This window comes from Bradyrhizobium sp. SYSU BS000235 (genome assembly GCF_049747295.1).
In the GTDB taxonomy this organism is placed as follows: domain Bacteria; phylum Pseudomonadota; class Alphaproteobacteria; order Rhizobiales; family Xanthobacteraceae; genus Afipia.
On the sequence record NZ_JBMHJM010000002.1, the window covers coordinates 67,106 to 81,717 of the forward strand.

The 14,612-nt window shown below is 55.1% G+C and carries 14 protein-coding genes and 1 pseudogene; 4 read left to right on the forward strand and 11 right to left on the reverse strand.

The window, feature by feature from the left end; all coding sequences use genetic code 11:
• Positions 1-471: 471 nt before the first annotated feature.
• Entirely contained in the window at positions 472-699 is a 228-nt protein-coding gene (locus tag ACP0KA_RS25645; protein WP_424631780.1) for a hypothetical protein, read from the reverse strand.
• A gap of 356 nt (positions 700-1,055) precedes the next feature.
• Here ACP0KA_RS25645 and ACP0KA_RS25650 point away from each other — a divergent pair.
• Positions 1,056-1,196 (forward strand): annotated as a pseudogene (locus tag ACP0KA_RS25650) (heat-shock protein); the annotation flags it as partial.
• Between the two features lie 33 nt (positions 1,197-1,229).
• Here ACP0KA_RS25650 and ACP0KA_RS25655 read toward each other — a convergent pair.
• The 6 genes from ACP0KA_RS25655 to ACP0KA_RS25680 form a co-directional block, all read right to left on the reverse strand.
• Entirely contained in the window at positions 1,230-1,862 is a 633-nt protein-coding gene (locus ACP0KA_RS25655) for a cysteine hydrolase family protein (protein ID WP_424631781.1), read from the reverse strand.
• A 68-nt stretch (positions 1,863-1,930) separates the two neighbouring features.
• Complete coding sequence (locus ACP0KA_RS25660; RefSeq protein ID WP_424631782.1) at positions 1,931-2,353, reverse strand: GFA family protein; 423 nt, start codon at positions 2,351-2,353, stop codon at positions 1,931-1,933.
• A 67-nt stretch (positions 2,354-2,420) separates the two neighbouring features.
• Positions 2,421-2,819 (reverse strand): cupin domain-containing protein, encoded by a 399-nt coding sequence (locus ACP0KA_RS25665; protein WP_424631783.1) that lies wholly within the window; start codon positions 2,817-2,819, stop codon positions 2,421-2,423.
• Positions 2,820-3,138: 319 nt separating this feature from the next.
• On the reverse strand, positions 3,139-3,531 hold the full coding sequence (locus tag ACP0KA_RS25670) for a hypothetical protein (protein ID WP_424631784.1): 393 nt from the start codon (positions 3,529-3,531) through the stop codon (positions 3,139-3,141).
• 34 nt (positions 3,532-3,565) lie between these two features.
• On the reverse strand, positions 3,566-4,546 hold the full coding sequence (locus ACP0KA_RS25675) for a nitrilase-related carbon-nitrogen hydrolase (protein ID WP_424631785.1): 981 nt from the start codon (positions 4,544-4,546) through the stop codon (positions 3,566-3,568).
• 324 nt (positions 4,547-4,870) lie between these two features.
• Positions 4,871-6,274 carry an aldehyde dehydrogenase family protein gene (locus ACP0KA_RS25680; protein ID WP_424631786.1) on the reverse strand — a complete coding sequence of 468 codons (1,404 nt, stop codon included), beginning with the start codon at positions 6,272-6,274 and terminating at the stop codon, positions 4,871-4,873.
• Positions 6,275-6,741: 467 nt separating this feature from the next.
• On the opposite strand from ACP0KA_RS25680, the gene ACP0KA_RS25685 reads away from it, so the two are divergent.
• Complete coding sequence (locus tag ACP0KA_RS25685) at positions 6,742-7,209, forward strand: carboxymuconolactone decarboxylase family protein (RefSeq protein ID WP_424631966.1); 468 nt, start codon at positions 6,742-6,744, stop codon at positions 7,207-7,209.
• Positions 7,210-7,338: 129 nt separating this feature from the next.
• Here the strand turns inward: ACP0KA_RS25685 and ACP0KA_RS25690 are convergent, their stop codons facing one another.
• The 3 genes from ACP0KA_RS25690 to ACP0KA_RS25700 form a co-directional block, all read right to left on the reverse strand.
• Positions 7,339-7,968: a response regulator transcription factor gene (locus ACP0KA_RS25690; RefSeq protein WP_424631787.1), complete on the reverse strand. Its 630-nt coding sequence runs from the start codon at positions 7,966-7,968 to the stop codon at positions 7,339-7,341.
• Positions 7,969-8,040: 72 nt separating this feature from the next.
• Complete coding sequence (locus ACP0KA_RS25695) at positions 8,041-8,412, reverse strand: response regulator transcription factor (RefSeq protein ID WP_424631788.1); 372 nt, start codon at positions 8,410-8,412, stop codon at positions 8,041-8,043.
• 10 nt (positions 8,413-8,422) lie between these two features.
• Positions 8,423-11,209, reverse strand: a complete 2,787-nt coding sequence (locus tag ACP0KA_RS25700; protein ID WP_424631789.1) for a PAS domain S-box protein — start codon at positions 11,207-11,209, stop codon at positions 8,423-8,425.
• Between the two features lie 370 nt (positions 11,210-11,579).
• Here ACP0KA_RS25700 and ACP0KA_RS25705 point away from each other — a divergent pair, with 370 nt between their 5' ends.
• Both ACP0KA_RS25705 and ACP0KA_RS25710 read left to right on the forward strand, forming a co-directional pair.
• Positions 11,580-13,184 (forward strand): GMC family oxidoreductase, encoded by a 1,605-nt coding sequence (locus ACP0KA_RS25705; protein ID WP_424631790.1) that lies wholly within the window; start codon positions 11,580-11,582, stop codon positions 13,182-13,184.
• 43 nt (positions 13,185-13,227) lie between these two features.
• On the forward strand, positions 13,228-13,950 hold the full coding sequence (locus tag ACP0KA_RS25710) for a sensor histidine kinase (RefSeq protein ID WP_424631791.1): 723 nt from the start codon (positions 13,228-13,230) through the stop codon (positions 13,948-13,950).
• A gap of 131 nt (positions 13,951-14,081) precedes the next feature.
• Here the strand turns inward: ACP0KA_RS25710 and ACP0KA_RS25715 are convergent, their stop codons facing one another.
• Positions 14,082-14,492: an MbcA/ParS/Xre antitoxin family protein gene (locus ACP0KA_RS25715; protein WP_424631792.1), complete on the reverse strand. Its 411-nt coding sequence runs from the start codon at positions 14,490-14,492 to the stop codon at positions 14,082-14,084.
• Positions 14,493-14,612: the final 120 nt, after the last annotated feature.

Sequence of the window (14,612 nt, forward strand, 5' to 3'; positions counted from 1 at the left end):
TCGCTTCTGCCATCGTGGTGATAGCGATGGTCTGGGGCGTGATGCGTTGGCATAGCTGATCGATTTTTCCGATAATGGACAGACATCGAATGACATCCGGAAGCTTGAGCCCGGGGGCTCTCCATTTTACCAGGTGCTGACGGCATTGTACCAAGCTGAAACTTCTGAATTACCGTCCCGAAAAGTTTGAAGAACGAGACCACGGCAGATGACGCCATCGCGCCGTCTGACTCATTGTCCGGAAAGGTACCGGAGCTGTTAGCCGATGCCTTATTCCTCTGGACCTGAGTTGGTCTTCTTTCTGCTGGCTATCAACCGATCAATTGTCTGAGCGTATTCCTGGGCGGCGTTTTCGACCGCCTCCGTCAATTTGGTATCCATCGCCTGATTCGATTGGCTTAGGCAGTCTCGAGTCTGCTCAACCAACCAACGCTGATATTCCTCCGGAGTCCTAGTTTTCATAGCCGCTCTCTATTCCTGATACCGGCCGAGCTGCCGATTTTCGGACCCGTTATGAATTAGCCGGAATGCAATGGGAAATGTTTCGGCGCGGAGCGCCTCGAGCGTGGCTCTCTCCTCTGAGAGGCGGCGCTCAACGAACTGTCGCTCGGCCGCGGTCAGCTGGTTTTCCAGCAAGCGGCGGCAACGTCTGATATTGTTAATTGTCGAGCGGATGAGGGCTAGATTTTCGTCGATCATCATCGTCACCTAGACGGTCATAAGTGTCCTTTACGGGTTGGAATTGGGCCCTGCCCGACCGCAAAAATAATCAAAAGGATTCCTGCGTTCAAGAGAATCGTAGCCACTTTCCCTTGGTGGCCCTCACCGTCCACCTGTGGGGGCAAAGCACCGGTAAAGGCAATGACGACCTAAGAACCGCGAGAGAGCCCTAAACATCCTCGTAAAATTTTTACAGCAACCCTTGAAACTTTTTTTGGGATTCTCGAAGTTTTTCCGTCGCCGAGAGCGATCTGGGTGCCTCAATCAGGACAGACGGACGCTGGCGGGTGTTCGGTGCCGGCTCGTACCCAACTTGCTCTAAGGAGGATTTGGCTATGAGGTATGATTGGAGCCCATTGTGGCGGTCGACAATTGGGTTTGACCGTCTGTTCAATGTCTTCGATGAGGCTCAGCGGACCACGGAAGATAACTATCCCCATTACAACATCGAGCGTCTCGACGAAAGTCGCTTCCAGAATCGACCGACGAGAAGTTCTCGATCTTGCAATTTACGCCTCCCTGCTCGCCTGGATCGCATTTACTAGCTCCGCCGTGGTGAGAATTTCGTGCGCGTAGGTTGGACCGTCTATATCGAGAGCGGCGTGATACGCTTCCTTTGACCTGGCGGCTGTCCCATCGCGAACAAGCGTAACGTGGAAACCCAACTCCATGCCAATACGCGCTGTAGCCTCAAGGCATGTATTTGCAAGTAAACCAACGCAAATGATCCTCTCCTTGCCATAACGCTTCAGCTGATGTTCGAGATCAGTGTTTGGAAATCCACTCGACGCCCAATGTTCAGTGGCCAGAATGTCGCCCGGCTGAACTTGGAAGTCGTCGTGGAAGGTTCCTCCCCATGTGCCTTTCGCAAACGCCTGTCGTTCGCCCGCGCCCAACTGATAGGGCGATGGATACTTCCAATCCACATAGTCTCCAGGCTCCCACCGATGGTGCGGAACGTGATAGATCTTGATGCCTGCCTTTCGCGCTGTTGAGACGATAGTGCGCAAATTGTCGAGAAGATTGACCTCTTTCGCCATCTCTTCGACCCACGGCCACAGCTTTCCGCCCTCGCTTAGAAAATCGTTGTAACAGTCGATGCAAAGAAGAGCCGTTATCTTTGGGTCATAGGTAGTATTCATGAGTGCCTCTGATGCATTGCGCCCCTTACTTTCTTAAAAAGATCCGTACGTCGATTGTTGATCGCCCCTTACTCTGGCAACAATTCGCCTGATCCTCCGACCTCCGCCGGAAAGTCCTTGAATTTTGGCAAGCCGTCCCGAATTGGCAGAACCGTTTCGGCGTAGTTGACATGAAGGGATGGCTTGAACGCGAGCGTCGGAAGCGTCGTAGCGAATACGTTCACCGAGCCTAGTGTCGGAATGGCGAGCATCAATTGCCCGCCGCACCGCTCACAAAATTTGCGCTGACTTCGCTCGGTTTTCGCGAAATTTTTGAGATGCTCTTCCCCAGAGATAACCGTGACGGCTTCCGCCTTCCAGATCGTGAAGGCAACGATCGGCCCACTGGACCAAGCGCGGCAGGTTGCACAATGACAGTATCCCATGGCCTCTGGTGTTCCCGTAACTTGCAATGCAACCGCGCCGCAAAGGCAGCGCCCTATATGATTCATTCAACGCCTCGTGATGTTAAGGTGAACTCCATCAGGGCGCGCACGCCCTCGCCCGGCGCCATGCCCCCTATTTATGCTCGTGCCCGATAAGGACAGTTGGAGGAGCGCCTTTAACCTTCACATAGAAGACAAGTAATTTTGCAGGTTTCGTCGCACTGGCGTTGCGGCTCACGATATGCACGTCAGTGGGCCCTTCATAGAAGACATCACCGGCATTAACGGTTTTGGGGGCTTCACCTTCCACCTGCGTTACGATTCCTCCTTCCAAGACATAGACGAAGAGATCCGCATTATGTCGATGCGGTTGCGAGACTTCACCGGGAGCAAAGTCAACGACTTCGACCATTCCCTCCTTCCCAGGAAAATCTGGAAGCTCTTTGGTCATCAATGTTGTCGCTGTTCCGGTCCCAGCGTCCGCGCAGGTAAGTGGAACTGTCGCGCCAAGCGTAAGCGACAGAACGAGCATCAATCTCCTCATTTTTTGATCCTTCCCTTTAATTGGCTATGCTTCAGATGGCCAAGATCGTTACACTTCTTGGACTGATTGGTTAGCGCCATGATGTGCCTCGTGAACTAGGCCAAGTCAGTCCTTCCGGGCGAGCAGTATTAAAAAGGCTCTTCATAACGGGGTTGGCCCTGATCTGAGATAGCGCTTCATTTTGCGGCCTTGATCAGAACGTCGTAGATCTTTTGATCGAGGTCTTCCGCGACACTCCGTCATTGCCATATTGACCAAACAGCGTGGACGGCGGATCGTATTCAAAGGTCCCGGTGCCAGCCTCGTTCTAGTAGAGAATGACCCTCAGCGGCGCATAGAGTCCTGCTGCCAGCTCGTGTCGCGTCATCTCCGAGGAGATCAGCACATTGCCGATGACATATTGCGCGGCGTTGCGCTTTCCCGAACGGATTTGCAGCCAGTCTCCGTGGGCCGCGACGGAAAAGATGACAAGGCCGGCGTCACCCTGGATTCTATTCAGCTCCGCTTTAACGCGCGTAATGTCTCCATAGTGCAAAAGAGCGCGAATTCTATCATCGAATCTGGGAGGCTTCTCTAGCGCAACCCGAACGTCGTCGAAGGGTTTCCCGGAAATAATTCGAACATCTTCAATCGAAATGTTTTCGGAACTTACCTTGACCAACTCCGGCAGTTCCGCGCTGGGGATCGCGTCGTGTCCCATTGCCATCTCCCACGGTTCGGACGCTCAATAATGATTACGCCACGACGCTGTAATCAACGTCATCTAGGATGGCCTGCACAGGTTGAGCGCGCGGCTCATGAACATACGCGGAGGGTGTCCGATCGATCCACAGACTGAGAAGTTCTGGGCGACTGTAATGGCCGCGTGAATCCATCATGCGCTTGCGCTTGTCGATCAGGGAGAAATCGAGATCAGCAATCACCGCGCCTTCGCCGGAGCGCAGGGGCTCTCCCATCAATTGGCCTTGCGGTGAGACGATCGCCGTAAAGCAGCCGCTGGAGATCGGACCGATCGGACAGCCCGTGTCCTTCATGATGCGGGCCTGCTGGTCCGCATCCAACCAGGCCGTTGCGTTTACGACGAAACAGCCGGATTCCAAGGCGTGTTGACGGATGTTGACTTCCGTCTGTTCGGAGAAGATGTCGCCCCCGAATGAACCGGGATACATAGCGGCGTGGATCTGCTCGCCATCTGCCATCAGAGCGTAACGGGCGAGCGGACTGTAATGCTCCCAGCACGCCAGCTGGCCGATGCGTCCGACGGCGCTGTCCACCGCCTTCAACCCGGAGCCGTCGCCTCGACCCCATACCATGCGCTCGTGATGGGTCGGGAGAATCTTGCGGCGGCGCTGGATCAGGGAGCCGTCGGCATCGAACAACAACTGGGTATTATAGATTGACCCGCCATCGCGCTCGCTGACGCCAATGGCAACAACCATGTTGGCTTGTCTACAGGCGTCACCGATCGCCCGAGTTGCAGCCGAAGGCACTGTCACCGCCTGTTCAAGCAGCCTCCGGTTTTCCGCATATATCTCGAACGGCCGCAGAACGAAGGAAAAATACGGATAGTAGGGCACCACTGTTTCCGGAAACGTTGCGAACTGCACACCTTGTCGACCGAGCTCGATGATCTTGCTCACAACCCTGTTCACGGTGCCCTCCCGGCTGAAGAGCACGGGACTGATTTGGACGGCGGCAGCTTTGATGATCGTCATGGCGTCTACCTTTCCGATGTTTGGTAATAGGTGGTCTCGTCTTGTTGCTGCTATGCAGATGCAGGAAACGCGACTATCAATCTATTGCACCATGGTGTCGTCGATACCTTCGGATCAGTTGGCGTGTTTCACGCCGCGGAACGTAATCGGAATCCCGGAATCGACATCCGCCGGGTAACTTGCCGCCACACGCTGATGAAGACAGAACATCCGCTTTTTCTCAGACAACCAGCTTCTTCGCGCATTCCGACATGCTCGGCACGTGGATCAGGCCCTAGGAGGTGCGCGAAGAGTCAACCCCGCACACCGAACGAATCCCGAAAGCTACTTCGCCATATTGATGATCTTGGATTGCGTAAATGCTTCAAGCCCTTCCCGACACAATTGAGAGCCGATGCCTGATTGTTTGGCACCGCCAATAGCGATGTCGGGCGACACATCCAGAAACGTATTAATCCAGACAATGCCGGTTTCGATTTTGGTTGCCACTTCAAACGCGCGATCGAGGTCCTTCGCCCATATCGTTCCACCGAGCCCATAATCCGAGTTGTTGGCACGCGCTATCGCGTCCTCAATGTCAGAATACTGCAGTATCGGAACGATCGGTCCGAACTGTTCCTCTCTCACGAGCCGTGCATCATCGGCTATGTCTCGAACGATCGTCGGCCGAATGAAATAGCCCTTGCGATTGAGCACCTCGCCCCCAGCAACGATCTTCCCGTTCTGTTTGGCATCCTCGAGGAAGCCTTTGACTTTCTCAAACTGAGCCTTGTTCTGGAGCGGCCCCATCTGCGTGCCCTGCTTAAGTCCGTCGTCGACTACGCACTCGCTTGCCAAACGTCCAAGCTCTTCGCAAATTTGACCATACTGCGACTCATGGACGTAGATCCGTTTCGCGCCAAGGCATATTTGACCAGCGTTCATCATTGAAGCATTGAGCAATTTGGGAGCGACCTCGATCGGATCGACGTCATCAAGCACAATCGCGGCGTCGTTGCCGCCTAGCTCCAAGGTTAGCCGTTTCAGCGAACCAGCCACTCCGCTCATCACTTTCTTACCGGTCGCTGTGGAGCCGGTGAAAGCAACCTTGGCCACGTCGGCGTGACTAGAAAGCGCATCACCCAAATCATTGTTGTCGACAATGACGTTGACCACGCCTGGCGGCAGGATCTCACCACAGATTTCCCCAAACCGAAGCGTTGTTAACGGCGTTGTCGGCGCTGGCTTCGCAATCAGAGTGTCGCCGGCAAGCAGCGCCGGCGCCAATTTAATGACGAGCAGAAGCACCGGGAAATTCCACGGCACAATAGCCGCCACCACGCCGAGGGGCATGTTCTGCCGCACGATTTTATGTGAAGCGTCTTCCCTTAAGACCTTGTCCGACAGATCGAGCGTCGCATGGTGACGGATAATCTCAATGGTAAATTCGATCTCCCAAAGCGCCTCAGAAAGCGGCTTACCCTGTTCAAGAGTTAGCAACCGCACGAACTCGTCCTTTCTCGCCTCTAATGCATCCGCCAATTTGACCAGCAGCGCGCCGCGCTCGTGAACTGGCTTGGCCGACCAAGCGGGAAACACCGCCTTTGCGGCGGCGATTGCCTCGTTAAGTTGGGCGAGATCAGCTCGCGGCGCCTGTGCGAGCACCTCTTCGGTTGCAGGATTGATAACATTCAGCCTTGCGGCACCTGATACGAGTTGTCCGTTGATCAGTAAATTGAATTCTCTCATTGCTCTCTCCTCATCGCGTTAGAGCTAATCGGAATTGGCGATGGCGACTCCGGCGACGAAGTCTTCTCGCGAGGTTCAACACACACGTGATGACATCAAATTGGCGACGGCCCTATCAGACCAAGGTGTCGCCGACCCCTTAGGATTGCCTGGCACGACTTCACGGCCCCCTCACCGTCCCGACAGATCACTCGCGGCCGATCGGCGTCGAACTCGGACAAGACTGCTTAAGCAAAGCATCTACCCGCCAAGAACCGGCACCAAAGGACAATCGACGCTGCGCAATAATGGTCCACTATTCCCGGACGCTAAAATCATGTGCAACTACTCAGCCGATTAAGAGCGAACCTTCTTGCTATCGCCAGACGATTGGACGACGCCGTCTACAGGACAAGAATGGAGGCTTCCCCGCTTACGGGGCAGCGCATGGATCAGACCATAGAAATGCATCAATGAAAGGAACCATCATGACCAACCGAATCGACTATGCCAACGTGTCACCCGCAGGCTACAAGGCTCTAGGAGGACTACACGTCTCCCTACTGAACGGCGGCCTTTCAAAAGATCTCATTTATCTGGTTTATCTGCGTGTTTCACAGATAAATGGCTGCGCCTATTGCATCGACATGCATTCTCGCGATCTGCTCAAGTTCGGCGTCCCGGTCGACAAGCTTGTGCTAATACCGGTGTGGCGCGATGCAGGGGAATTATTCAGCATCCGGGAACGCGCAGCGCTCGCCTGGGCGGAGACGGTGACGAATGTCGCCGAAACAGGAATTCCCGACGTAGACTATGAATCGGCTGCAAGCGAATTCAGCGACAAAGAGCTTGCCGATCTAACCTACGCAATCGGCTTGATAAACACCTTCAATCGGCTGTCAATTTCGTTCCGCACACCGCCTGCGGCCGTCGCTGAGGCAAAAAGCGCGGCATAAATCATTGAACGTAACCGCAAACGATCTGCTGAGGGGACGCCTTAAGATGCGCCCTCTCTCAGATTTGCAAGAGGCACCATCGGAAAGCTTGCGGTCGACGCGGCACAAGCGGCTGTAGCGCAACCGCAGTCAACATCGGGGCGCCTGTGACAGGCGAAGTTTCTCGGCCATTGATGCAAGATCGACGAGAGACCCTGCCTGCATCTTATGCATTACCCGACCTCGATGCGCCTTCACCGTGATCTCGCTGATACCCAGATCATAAGCGACCTGCTTGTTCAGTCGACCGGTTACGACCAAGGCCATCACCTCCCGTTCGCGACAGCTCAACGTTTCATAGCGATCGGAAAGACTCTCTATTTCCGCCTCGTGCAAAAGTATGGCGCGACTTCGTTCGATGGCGTGACTGATTGCGCCCAACAATACATCGTCGCTGAATGGCTTTGTTAGAAACTCGACCGCACCCGCCTTCATTGCGCGCACCGTCATCGGAACGTCCCCATATCCCGTGATGAAGATGATCGGCATATCAAACCGATCCCCAGCGAGACGCGTTTGAAGATCAAGGCCATTAAGATCCGGCAGATTGACGTCAAGCACGAGACAACTGGGAGCCTGTACCCGTGGACTGGAAAGAAACTCCTTCGCCGAAGAAAATATCTCCGGCTTCCAACCAGATGAGCTGATCATCAGCTCCAGCGAGTCTCGGACCGAAACATCATCGTCGACAACGAATACAATCGGCATGATGTTCGACATGGATGTTGACTCCAATAAACATGGGTCTATGGCTTTACGTGCTTTCTTTGCAGTAAGTGCACCGTGTAACGTTCACCTTATATTAAGCGCAGCGTCCAGCGCCTCCCGTAACGAGGCGTCGCTGAACGGCTTGAGAAGACATTCCGCGGCGCCTTCCACCAGAGCGCGGGGGCGAGTTGTCTCGTCGCCGTGACCGGTGATGAAAACGATCGGAATGTCTTGCTGGCGCAGCTTAAGCTCTCGCTGGAGGTCCGGCCCAGACATTCCTGGCATAGCCATATCGAGGATCAAGCAACTGGTTTTACCAACATGATCCGAAACAAGAAACTCTTCAGCCGACGAGAACGCTTCTACCGCGAATCCGAACTCCCTGACCAAGTCTGGGAGCGATTCACGTACAGACTCATCATCATCGACAATACAGACGAGCAACCGAACCACCATTACGACTCCTTCATGTCCTACCCCCCACAGCAGGTCCCGAATTGATACGATGCTCGTGGTTATCCGGATTCTCAAGGCGACGAGGAATGGAAAATGAGAATGAAGCACCATAGCCGTCATTCGGCTGCGCCCAGATCCGACCATGGTGGCTCTCAATAATTGAGCGGCTAACTGACAAGCCGATGCCCATGCCATTCTCTTTCGTCGTAAAGAATGCATCGAACATTCTGTCGGCGTCCATCGAATTGAACCCCACCCCCGCATCTTGCACGGTTAGGCGAACGCCATCGTCAGTATCTCGTTCGGTTCTGACGACTAACATTCTAGGCCGAGTATCGACATCAACCATTGCATCTAGTGCATTTCGGGCCAAGTTCAGGATAACCTGTTGAATCTGAACGCGATCGCCCAAGACAGGCGGAAGCTCATCGGAAAGTTGCGTCCGAACGTTGACTCGGTCTCTCCTGAGTTCGTTCGTCAACAGGGCGATGACCTCTTGCGTCGCTTCATTCAGGTCAACCGGATCCATCGTAAGCTTTCTCTTGCCGAAGAGCGCTCGCAGTCGAACAATTACGTCAGCGGCACGATTACCGTCGCGTATCGTGCGCCGCGCAGTTTCACGCGCTCCATCGATGTTGGGAGGATCGGCGGCCAACATCCGCAGGCAGGTGCTGGCATTCGTTAGGATGCCTGACAATGGTTGGTTTACTTCATGCGCGATCGATGCCGTTAGAACCCCGAGGCTCGCGATCCTCACAACATGCGCCAGCTCCGATCTGACCTCCTCGAGTGCTTCTTCGGAAAGTCGTCGCTTGGTCACGTCCTGCACGGCGCCGATGTATTCAATCTGGCCGGTTCGGTTCCGCGTTGCATGGGCCACAAGGTGAAGGTACTTGACCGACCGATCAGGCAACAGCAACCGGTGCTCGTACTCAAAGTCTTCCGCTTCCGCCTCCGCCCGGGCAACCATGTCCCGCATCAACGGGATGTCCTCAGGGTGAACCCTCGCGCCAATCAGATCGAGCGTAACGGGAATCGCCTGATCAAGCTCGAAAATGCGATAAACCTGTTCTGACCAGATGATCTCCCCGGTCGGCACGCACCATGAAAAACTACCGGTTCGACTTAAACGCTGGGCTTCGGTAAGAAACGCCCCGCTTCGTTGAAGCTCGTTTTCCGACTGCTTGCGTTCCGTGATGTCACGCAGATAGCAGGTGAACGACGGCGCTCCCTCAAGCGGGATGCGAGAAATCGCAAGCTCGACCGGGAACTCGCTGCCGTCGGCGCGTAGTGCAGTCATCTCAACCCTTCGGCCGATCAATCGCGTTTCGCCCGTAGCTATGTATCGGGCCATTCCCTGCCGATGCTTCCTCCGCATGGCTGGTGGAATGATGGCATCCGCCAGTTGCCGCCCCACAATCATGTTGCGGGGATAGCCGAAGGTCTGTTCAGCAGCAGGATTGAACTCGATGACCCGCCCTTCGTGGTCTATCGTAATGATGCAATCGAGCGCCGCGTTCAGTATCGCGGCCTTGCGGGCCTCGCCTTGCTTCAGCTTTGCGTCGCTTTGCGCGCGTTCAATGGCTATGCTTGCGACGTGCGAGAACTGGGCAACGAGCTGCTGTTGCTCCGGCGTGGGTGTCTGGGGTGTGTCGTAATAAATCGCGAAAACGCCCACGACCTTACCCATCGTTGATAAGATCGGCGTTGACCAGCACGCCCGAAGTCCATGTGCTACAGCCATAGGACACCACGCGTGCGACGCCCAGCGGGTCTCCAACGCGAGGTCAGGAGCAATCACCTGCTCGTTCAAATACGCTGCCATAGCGCAGGGCCCTGACTCGATATTTACAGGCCCACCAATGATTGAGTTGATGAAGCCGACTGGAAGGCTCGGTGCAGATATCTGTTCAAGCCGGGCTCCGTCGGCGTCTAAGAGGACAACGCTGCAGTAGCATCCGTCCGTCGATGCTTCGACAAATCGGCAGAGCTCCGCGAGAATATCTGACATCGAACTGCCCGCGGCCGTCATTTCCAGCAGATGCTTCTCTCCCGTGAGCAGAGTTTCAGCTCGTCTTCGGTCATCTATGTCGGTTTCGATCATGTACCATCGAACGATATTTCCCCGCACGTCCCTTCGAGGCATTCCGCGCACATGAAACCATCGATAGATTCCGTCAGCACGGCGCATGCGCTGCTCGATATCGTAAGGTTCCCCCGTGGTTACCGATCGATCCCAGGCGGCAATCACTGACGCAAGATCGTCGGCGTGAACAAAATTTCCCGACCTCCAATCCTTCAGCTCTTCAAGCGTCTTGCCGGCATACTCCAGGACGTGTTGGTTGACGCTCTCTAGCTCGCCGGCTGGCGTCATAAAGAAGACCATCGCCGGAATAGTGTCAGTGATCGAGCGATAAAGACCTTCGCTCGCACGACCAGATCGCCCTCGATCCTCTATATCGACATTCAGTCCGAGCCATTTGACGATCCTTCCGGACGCATCGATCAATGGTCGAACTCGAAAAGTGAACCAGTGATACCCCCCATCGAAGCGTCGCAGGCGCGCTTCCATCGCATTCACCTCGCCGGCTGACAGAATGGATCGCCAGCGTTTGAGCAGCTCGGGTAAATCTTCCGGATGGATCGCACGCTGCCAACCTTCTCCATACAGCTCACCAAGCCCAAGTCCGCTGTACTCACACCAAGGAAGGCTTGCGAAGTCCAAATGTCCGTTGGGTAGCGCTGTCCAAACCAGACCGGGAAGCTCATCAAGGAGTGGACTGAGGTCTTTCTCCATCGGGGCCCTTTCCTGACAGTCGCGTGCCAAAACAATGCGCCAGATTACGACCGACCGTCGATGATACCTTGGTGTCGGTTGGACGACTGGCACCTAGCTACCGTCGAGTACCCTACTCTCCAACCCGATCGATCGACAGACGATTTCGCTCGCTAGCTCCGACATTTGTCGCTGTGAGAGTTGGCTCGCGACGTGGACACACCGCAACGGTTTCGCGCCAGAAGTTACTTGAAACGAATTCTCGACGACACCTTGGTGCAATGGATTCACGGGCCGATTTGCGCGACTTGGAGTCAACAGACGAGACAACGTCTCGATGTCGTTCTTTTCCCTAAGCCGAGTCGAAACACTTTAACTGCTGGAGTGGTCCATGGACCAGAGCGAGTTTGACTACGTTATCGTTGGCGCGGGTTCTGCTGGGTGCGTGTTGGCCTCGCGTCTCACTGAGGATCCGAACATTACAGTCTGCTTGCTGGAAGCTGGTGGGCAAGATACGAGCGTCTTGATTCACGCCCCCGCGGCCTTAGTTGCGATGGTGCCAACGAAAATTAATAACTATGCGTTTCAGACTGTACCGCAGCCAGCCTTAAACGGCCGCCGCGGATATCAGCCGCGCGGCAAGACCCTCGGGGGCTCAAGCTCGATCAACGCGATGTTCTACGTGCGAGGAAATAGATGGGATTACGACCACTGGGCCTCCCTTGGAAATCAAGGCTGGTCTTATGATGACGTCCTACCGATCTTCAAGCGAGCCGAAAACAACGAACAATTTGAGAATGATTTCCACGGACAAGGCGGTCCCTTAAACGTTACTTATCCACGACACGAGAGCCCGCTCACTAAGCTGTTCCTCCAAGCCGCAACGCTGCATCAAATTCGCCTAAATCCCGACTACAACGGAGTCGAGCAAGAGGGTGCGTTCGAGTACCAGGTCACCCATAAGGGCGGCGAACGCTGCAGCGCGTCCAAGGCTTATCTTACTCCCAACCTGTCACGCAAAAACCTCAAGGTTCTCACCGGTGCTCTCTCTGCAAGAATAATACTGGAAGATCGCCGTGCCTCTGGCGTGTCTTACTACCAGGAAGGAGATCTGAAGGAAGTTAAAGCCAGACGAGAAGTGATACTAGCAAGTGGAACGTTTGGTTCGCCGCAGCTGCTGCAACTTTCCGGCATCGGTCCCGGCGACGAGTTAAAAAAATTTGGCATTGCGGTGGTGAATGACCTGCCTGGCGTCGGCAAAAATTTGCAGGACCATATCGACTACGTTCAATCGTGGCACGTGCCAAGCGATACCGAAACGGTTGGCATTTCACTTCGAGGAGCGTTGAAGCTCGCACGCGCGGCATTCGAATGGAATAAGAAACGTACCGGCCTCGTGACAACCACCTACGGCACGGCGGGAGCCTTCCTTCGTTCGTCGCCGGAAGTCTCAATTCCAGACCTTCAATTGATCTTCGTCATCGCGATCGTCGACGATCACGCGCGCAAACTCCACACAGGTCATGGCATCTCTTGTCATGTTGATGTCTTGCGCCCCTACAGCCGGGGCACCGTAGGATTAGACAGCCCAGACCCCCGGGATGCGCCCCGTATCGATCCCAACTTCCTTTCCGACGAGCGCGATCTGAAGCTCTTGGTCAAGGGAGCCCAAGTCCAACAGAAAATTATCGAATCTCCTCCTTTCGAGCGGTTCCGCAGGAAAATGCTTTACCCGACGCGGGTCGACGATGTCGCCGGCATAGAAAAGGATATTCGCCGCCGTGCTGACACGCAGTATCACCCGGTCGGCACCTGCAAGATGGGCCCGGATAGCGACCCGACGGCCGTAGTGGACGCAAGGCTTCGGGTACGGGGCGTTGACGCGTTACGCGTGGTCGATGCGTCCATCATGCCAACCATAGTCGGCGGCAACACCAATGCTCCCACCATTATGATTGCCGAGAAGGCTGCGGATTTGATCCGAGCGAGCTCGTAAGCCCGAGTTTTATATCAAATTCATATTTGAGGAGGTCGAGCATATGCAGACGATCCATTCCCCCCGTGGCGCCCAAACGAGCGCTGACTTTTCCCTCGCATCAGCTTCCATCGAGCACCTCCTCGTCCGAGAGTTTACCCATCGGGTGAACAATGAGTTCACATCAGTGATAGGGCTCGCCGGATCGATTGCTAACCGCTCGACTTCTCATGAAGTCAAGTCAGCGATCGCCCAGCTAACAACCGTCCTCCATTGTTTTGCAGAAGTGCATCGGGCTTTGCAGATGCCATCGCACAGTTTGGAGATTGACGCATCTGCATATGTTAGCGCGCTCTGTCATTCACTGAAGCGCGCGCGGCTCGATCCTCAAGGAATTGAACTCGTGCTCGTGTCGCGCCCCTTCAAGTTGAGCTCAGAGCGTTGCTGGAAGCTAGGTCTGATCATTTCGGAGCTGATCACAAACAGCGCCCGGCACGCCTTTGGCAATCGAGGCGGCCGCATTGAGGTTCTGCTATCTGCTTCAGATTCGTCGATGGAATGCTGTGTCAGGGATAGTGGCTCGGTTCGACGTCCATGCAGGATCGGCCACGGACTGAAGATCATTGATGCGTTAGCGCAGGAACTAGGGGGCTCGGTTAGCCATAAATTCGGACCTGAGGGCGCCACATCCTTACTGAGGTTCCCTGTGCAGGGTGAGGCACCATTTATCGACGCCAGTGCGACGAGAACGAGACCGGCTCCAGGAGATGCTGGCGCAACCAGATAGTCTGCGCGCGGCCATCAGTTTCGTTCAGGACTCCGCAGCGATTTGACGCGGAGCTCCGCGCAGATGGCCTTGTCTTCAACTGAACGTTCCGAGCCATAACGACTGTTGTGCGACGGATTGGCCTTTTCTGATTACCCGCCGCCACCTTCTGCGTCCAAATAAGCGCGCACGCGAGCCAAAGAAAACATATCGCCCTGCCCCATAATCTCTCTAGGCGAACGCTCGCCGAATACATAATTCGGTTTTCCGATCCAATCGTACCCCTGCTCAGGGCTCGTGAAGATGACGCGCAGCCGCTTGTGGATGCCCATCACGAGCGACAGGCGCGTTGCAAGATCCCTGTCAATGCGTCCAGGGTTGCCGGCCTTCCATCGCGCGTAAGTCCGCGCCGACAATCCGCCAAGAATTTCGCGCGCATCTCCGTCACCTAATCTCCATTTGTTGAATAATCTGACCACGGCGCGCGCCATCGCCTCTGCTTCGACCCCTGTAATCCTCCCCGTCTCAGGCGACGCAACTGATTGTTGAATCTCGTGCACCATAAGCAGGCCCTAATCTATTGAGTTGCTCGGCTCAAACTAGGTTGCGCGCGCTTTGCTCAAGGCCGTCATGCATAGCCGCCAGACGTCCGAAATATAGTTCAACGAGTTTGAAACCAAAAG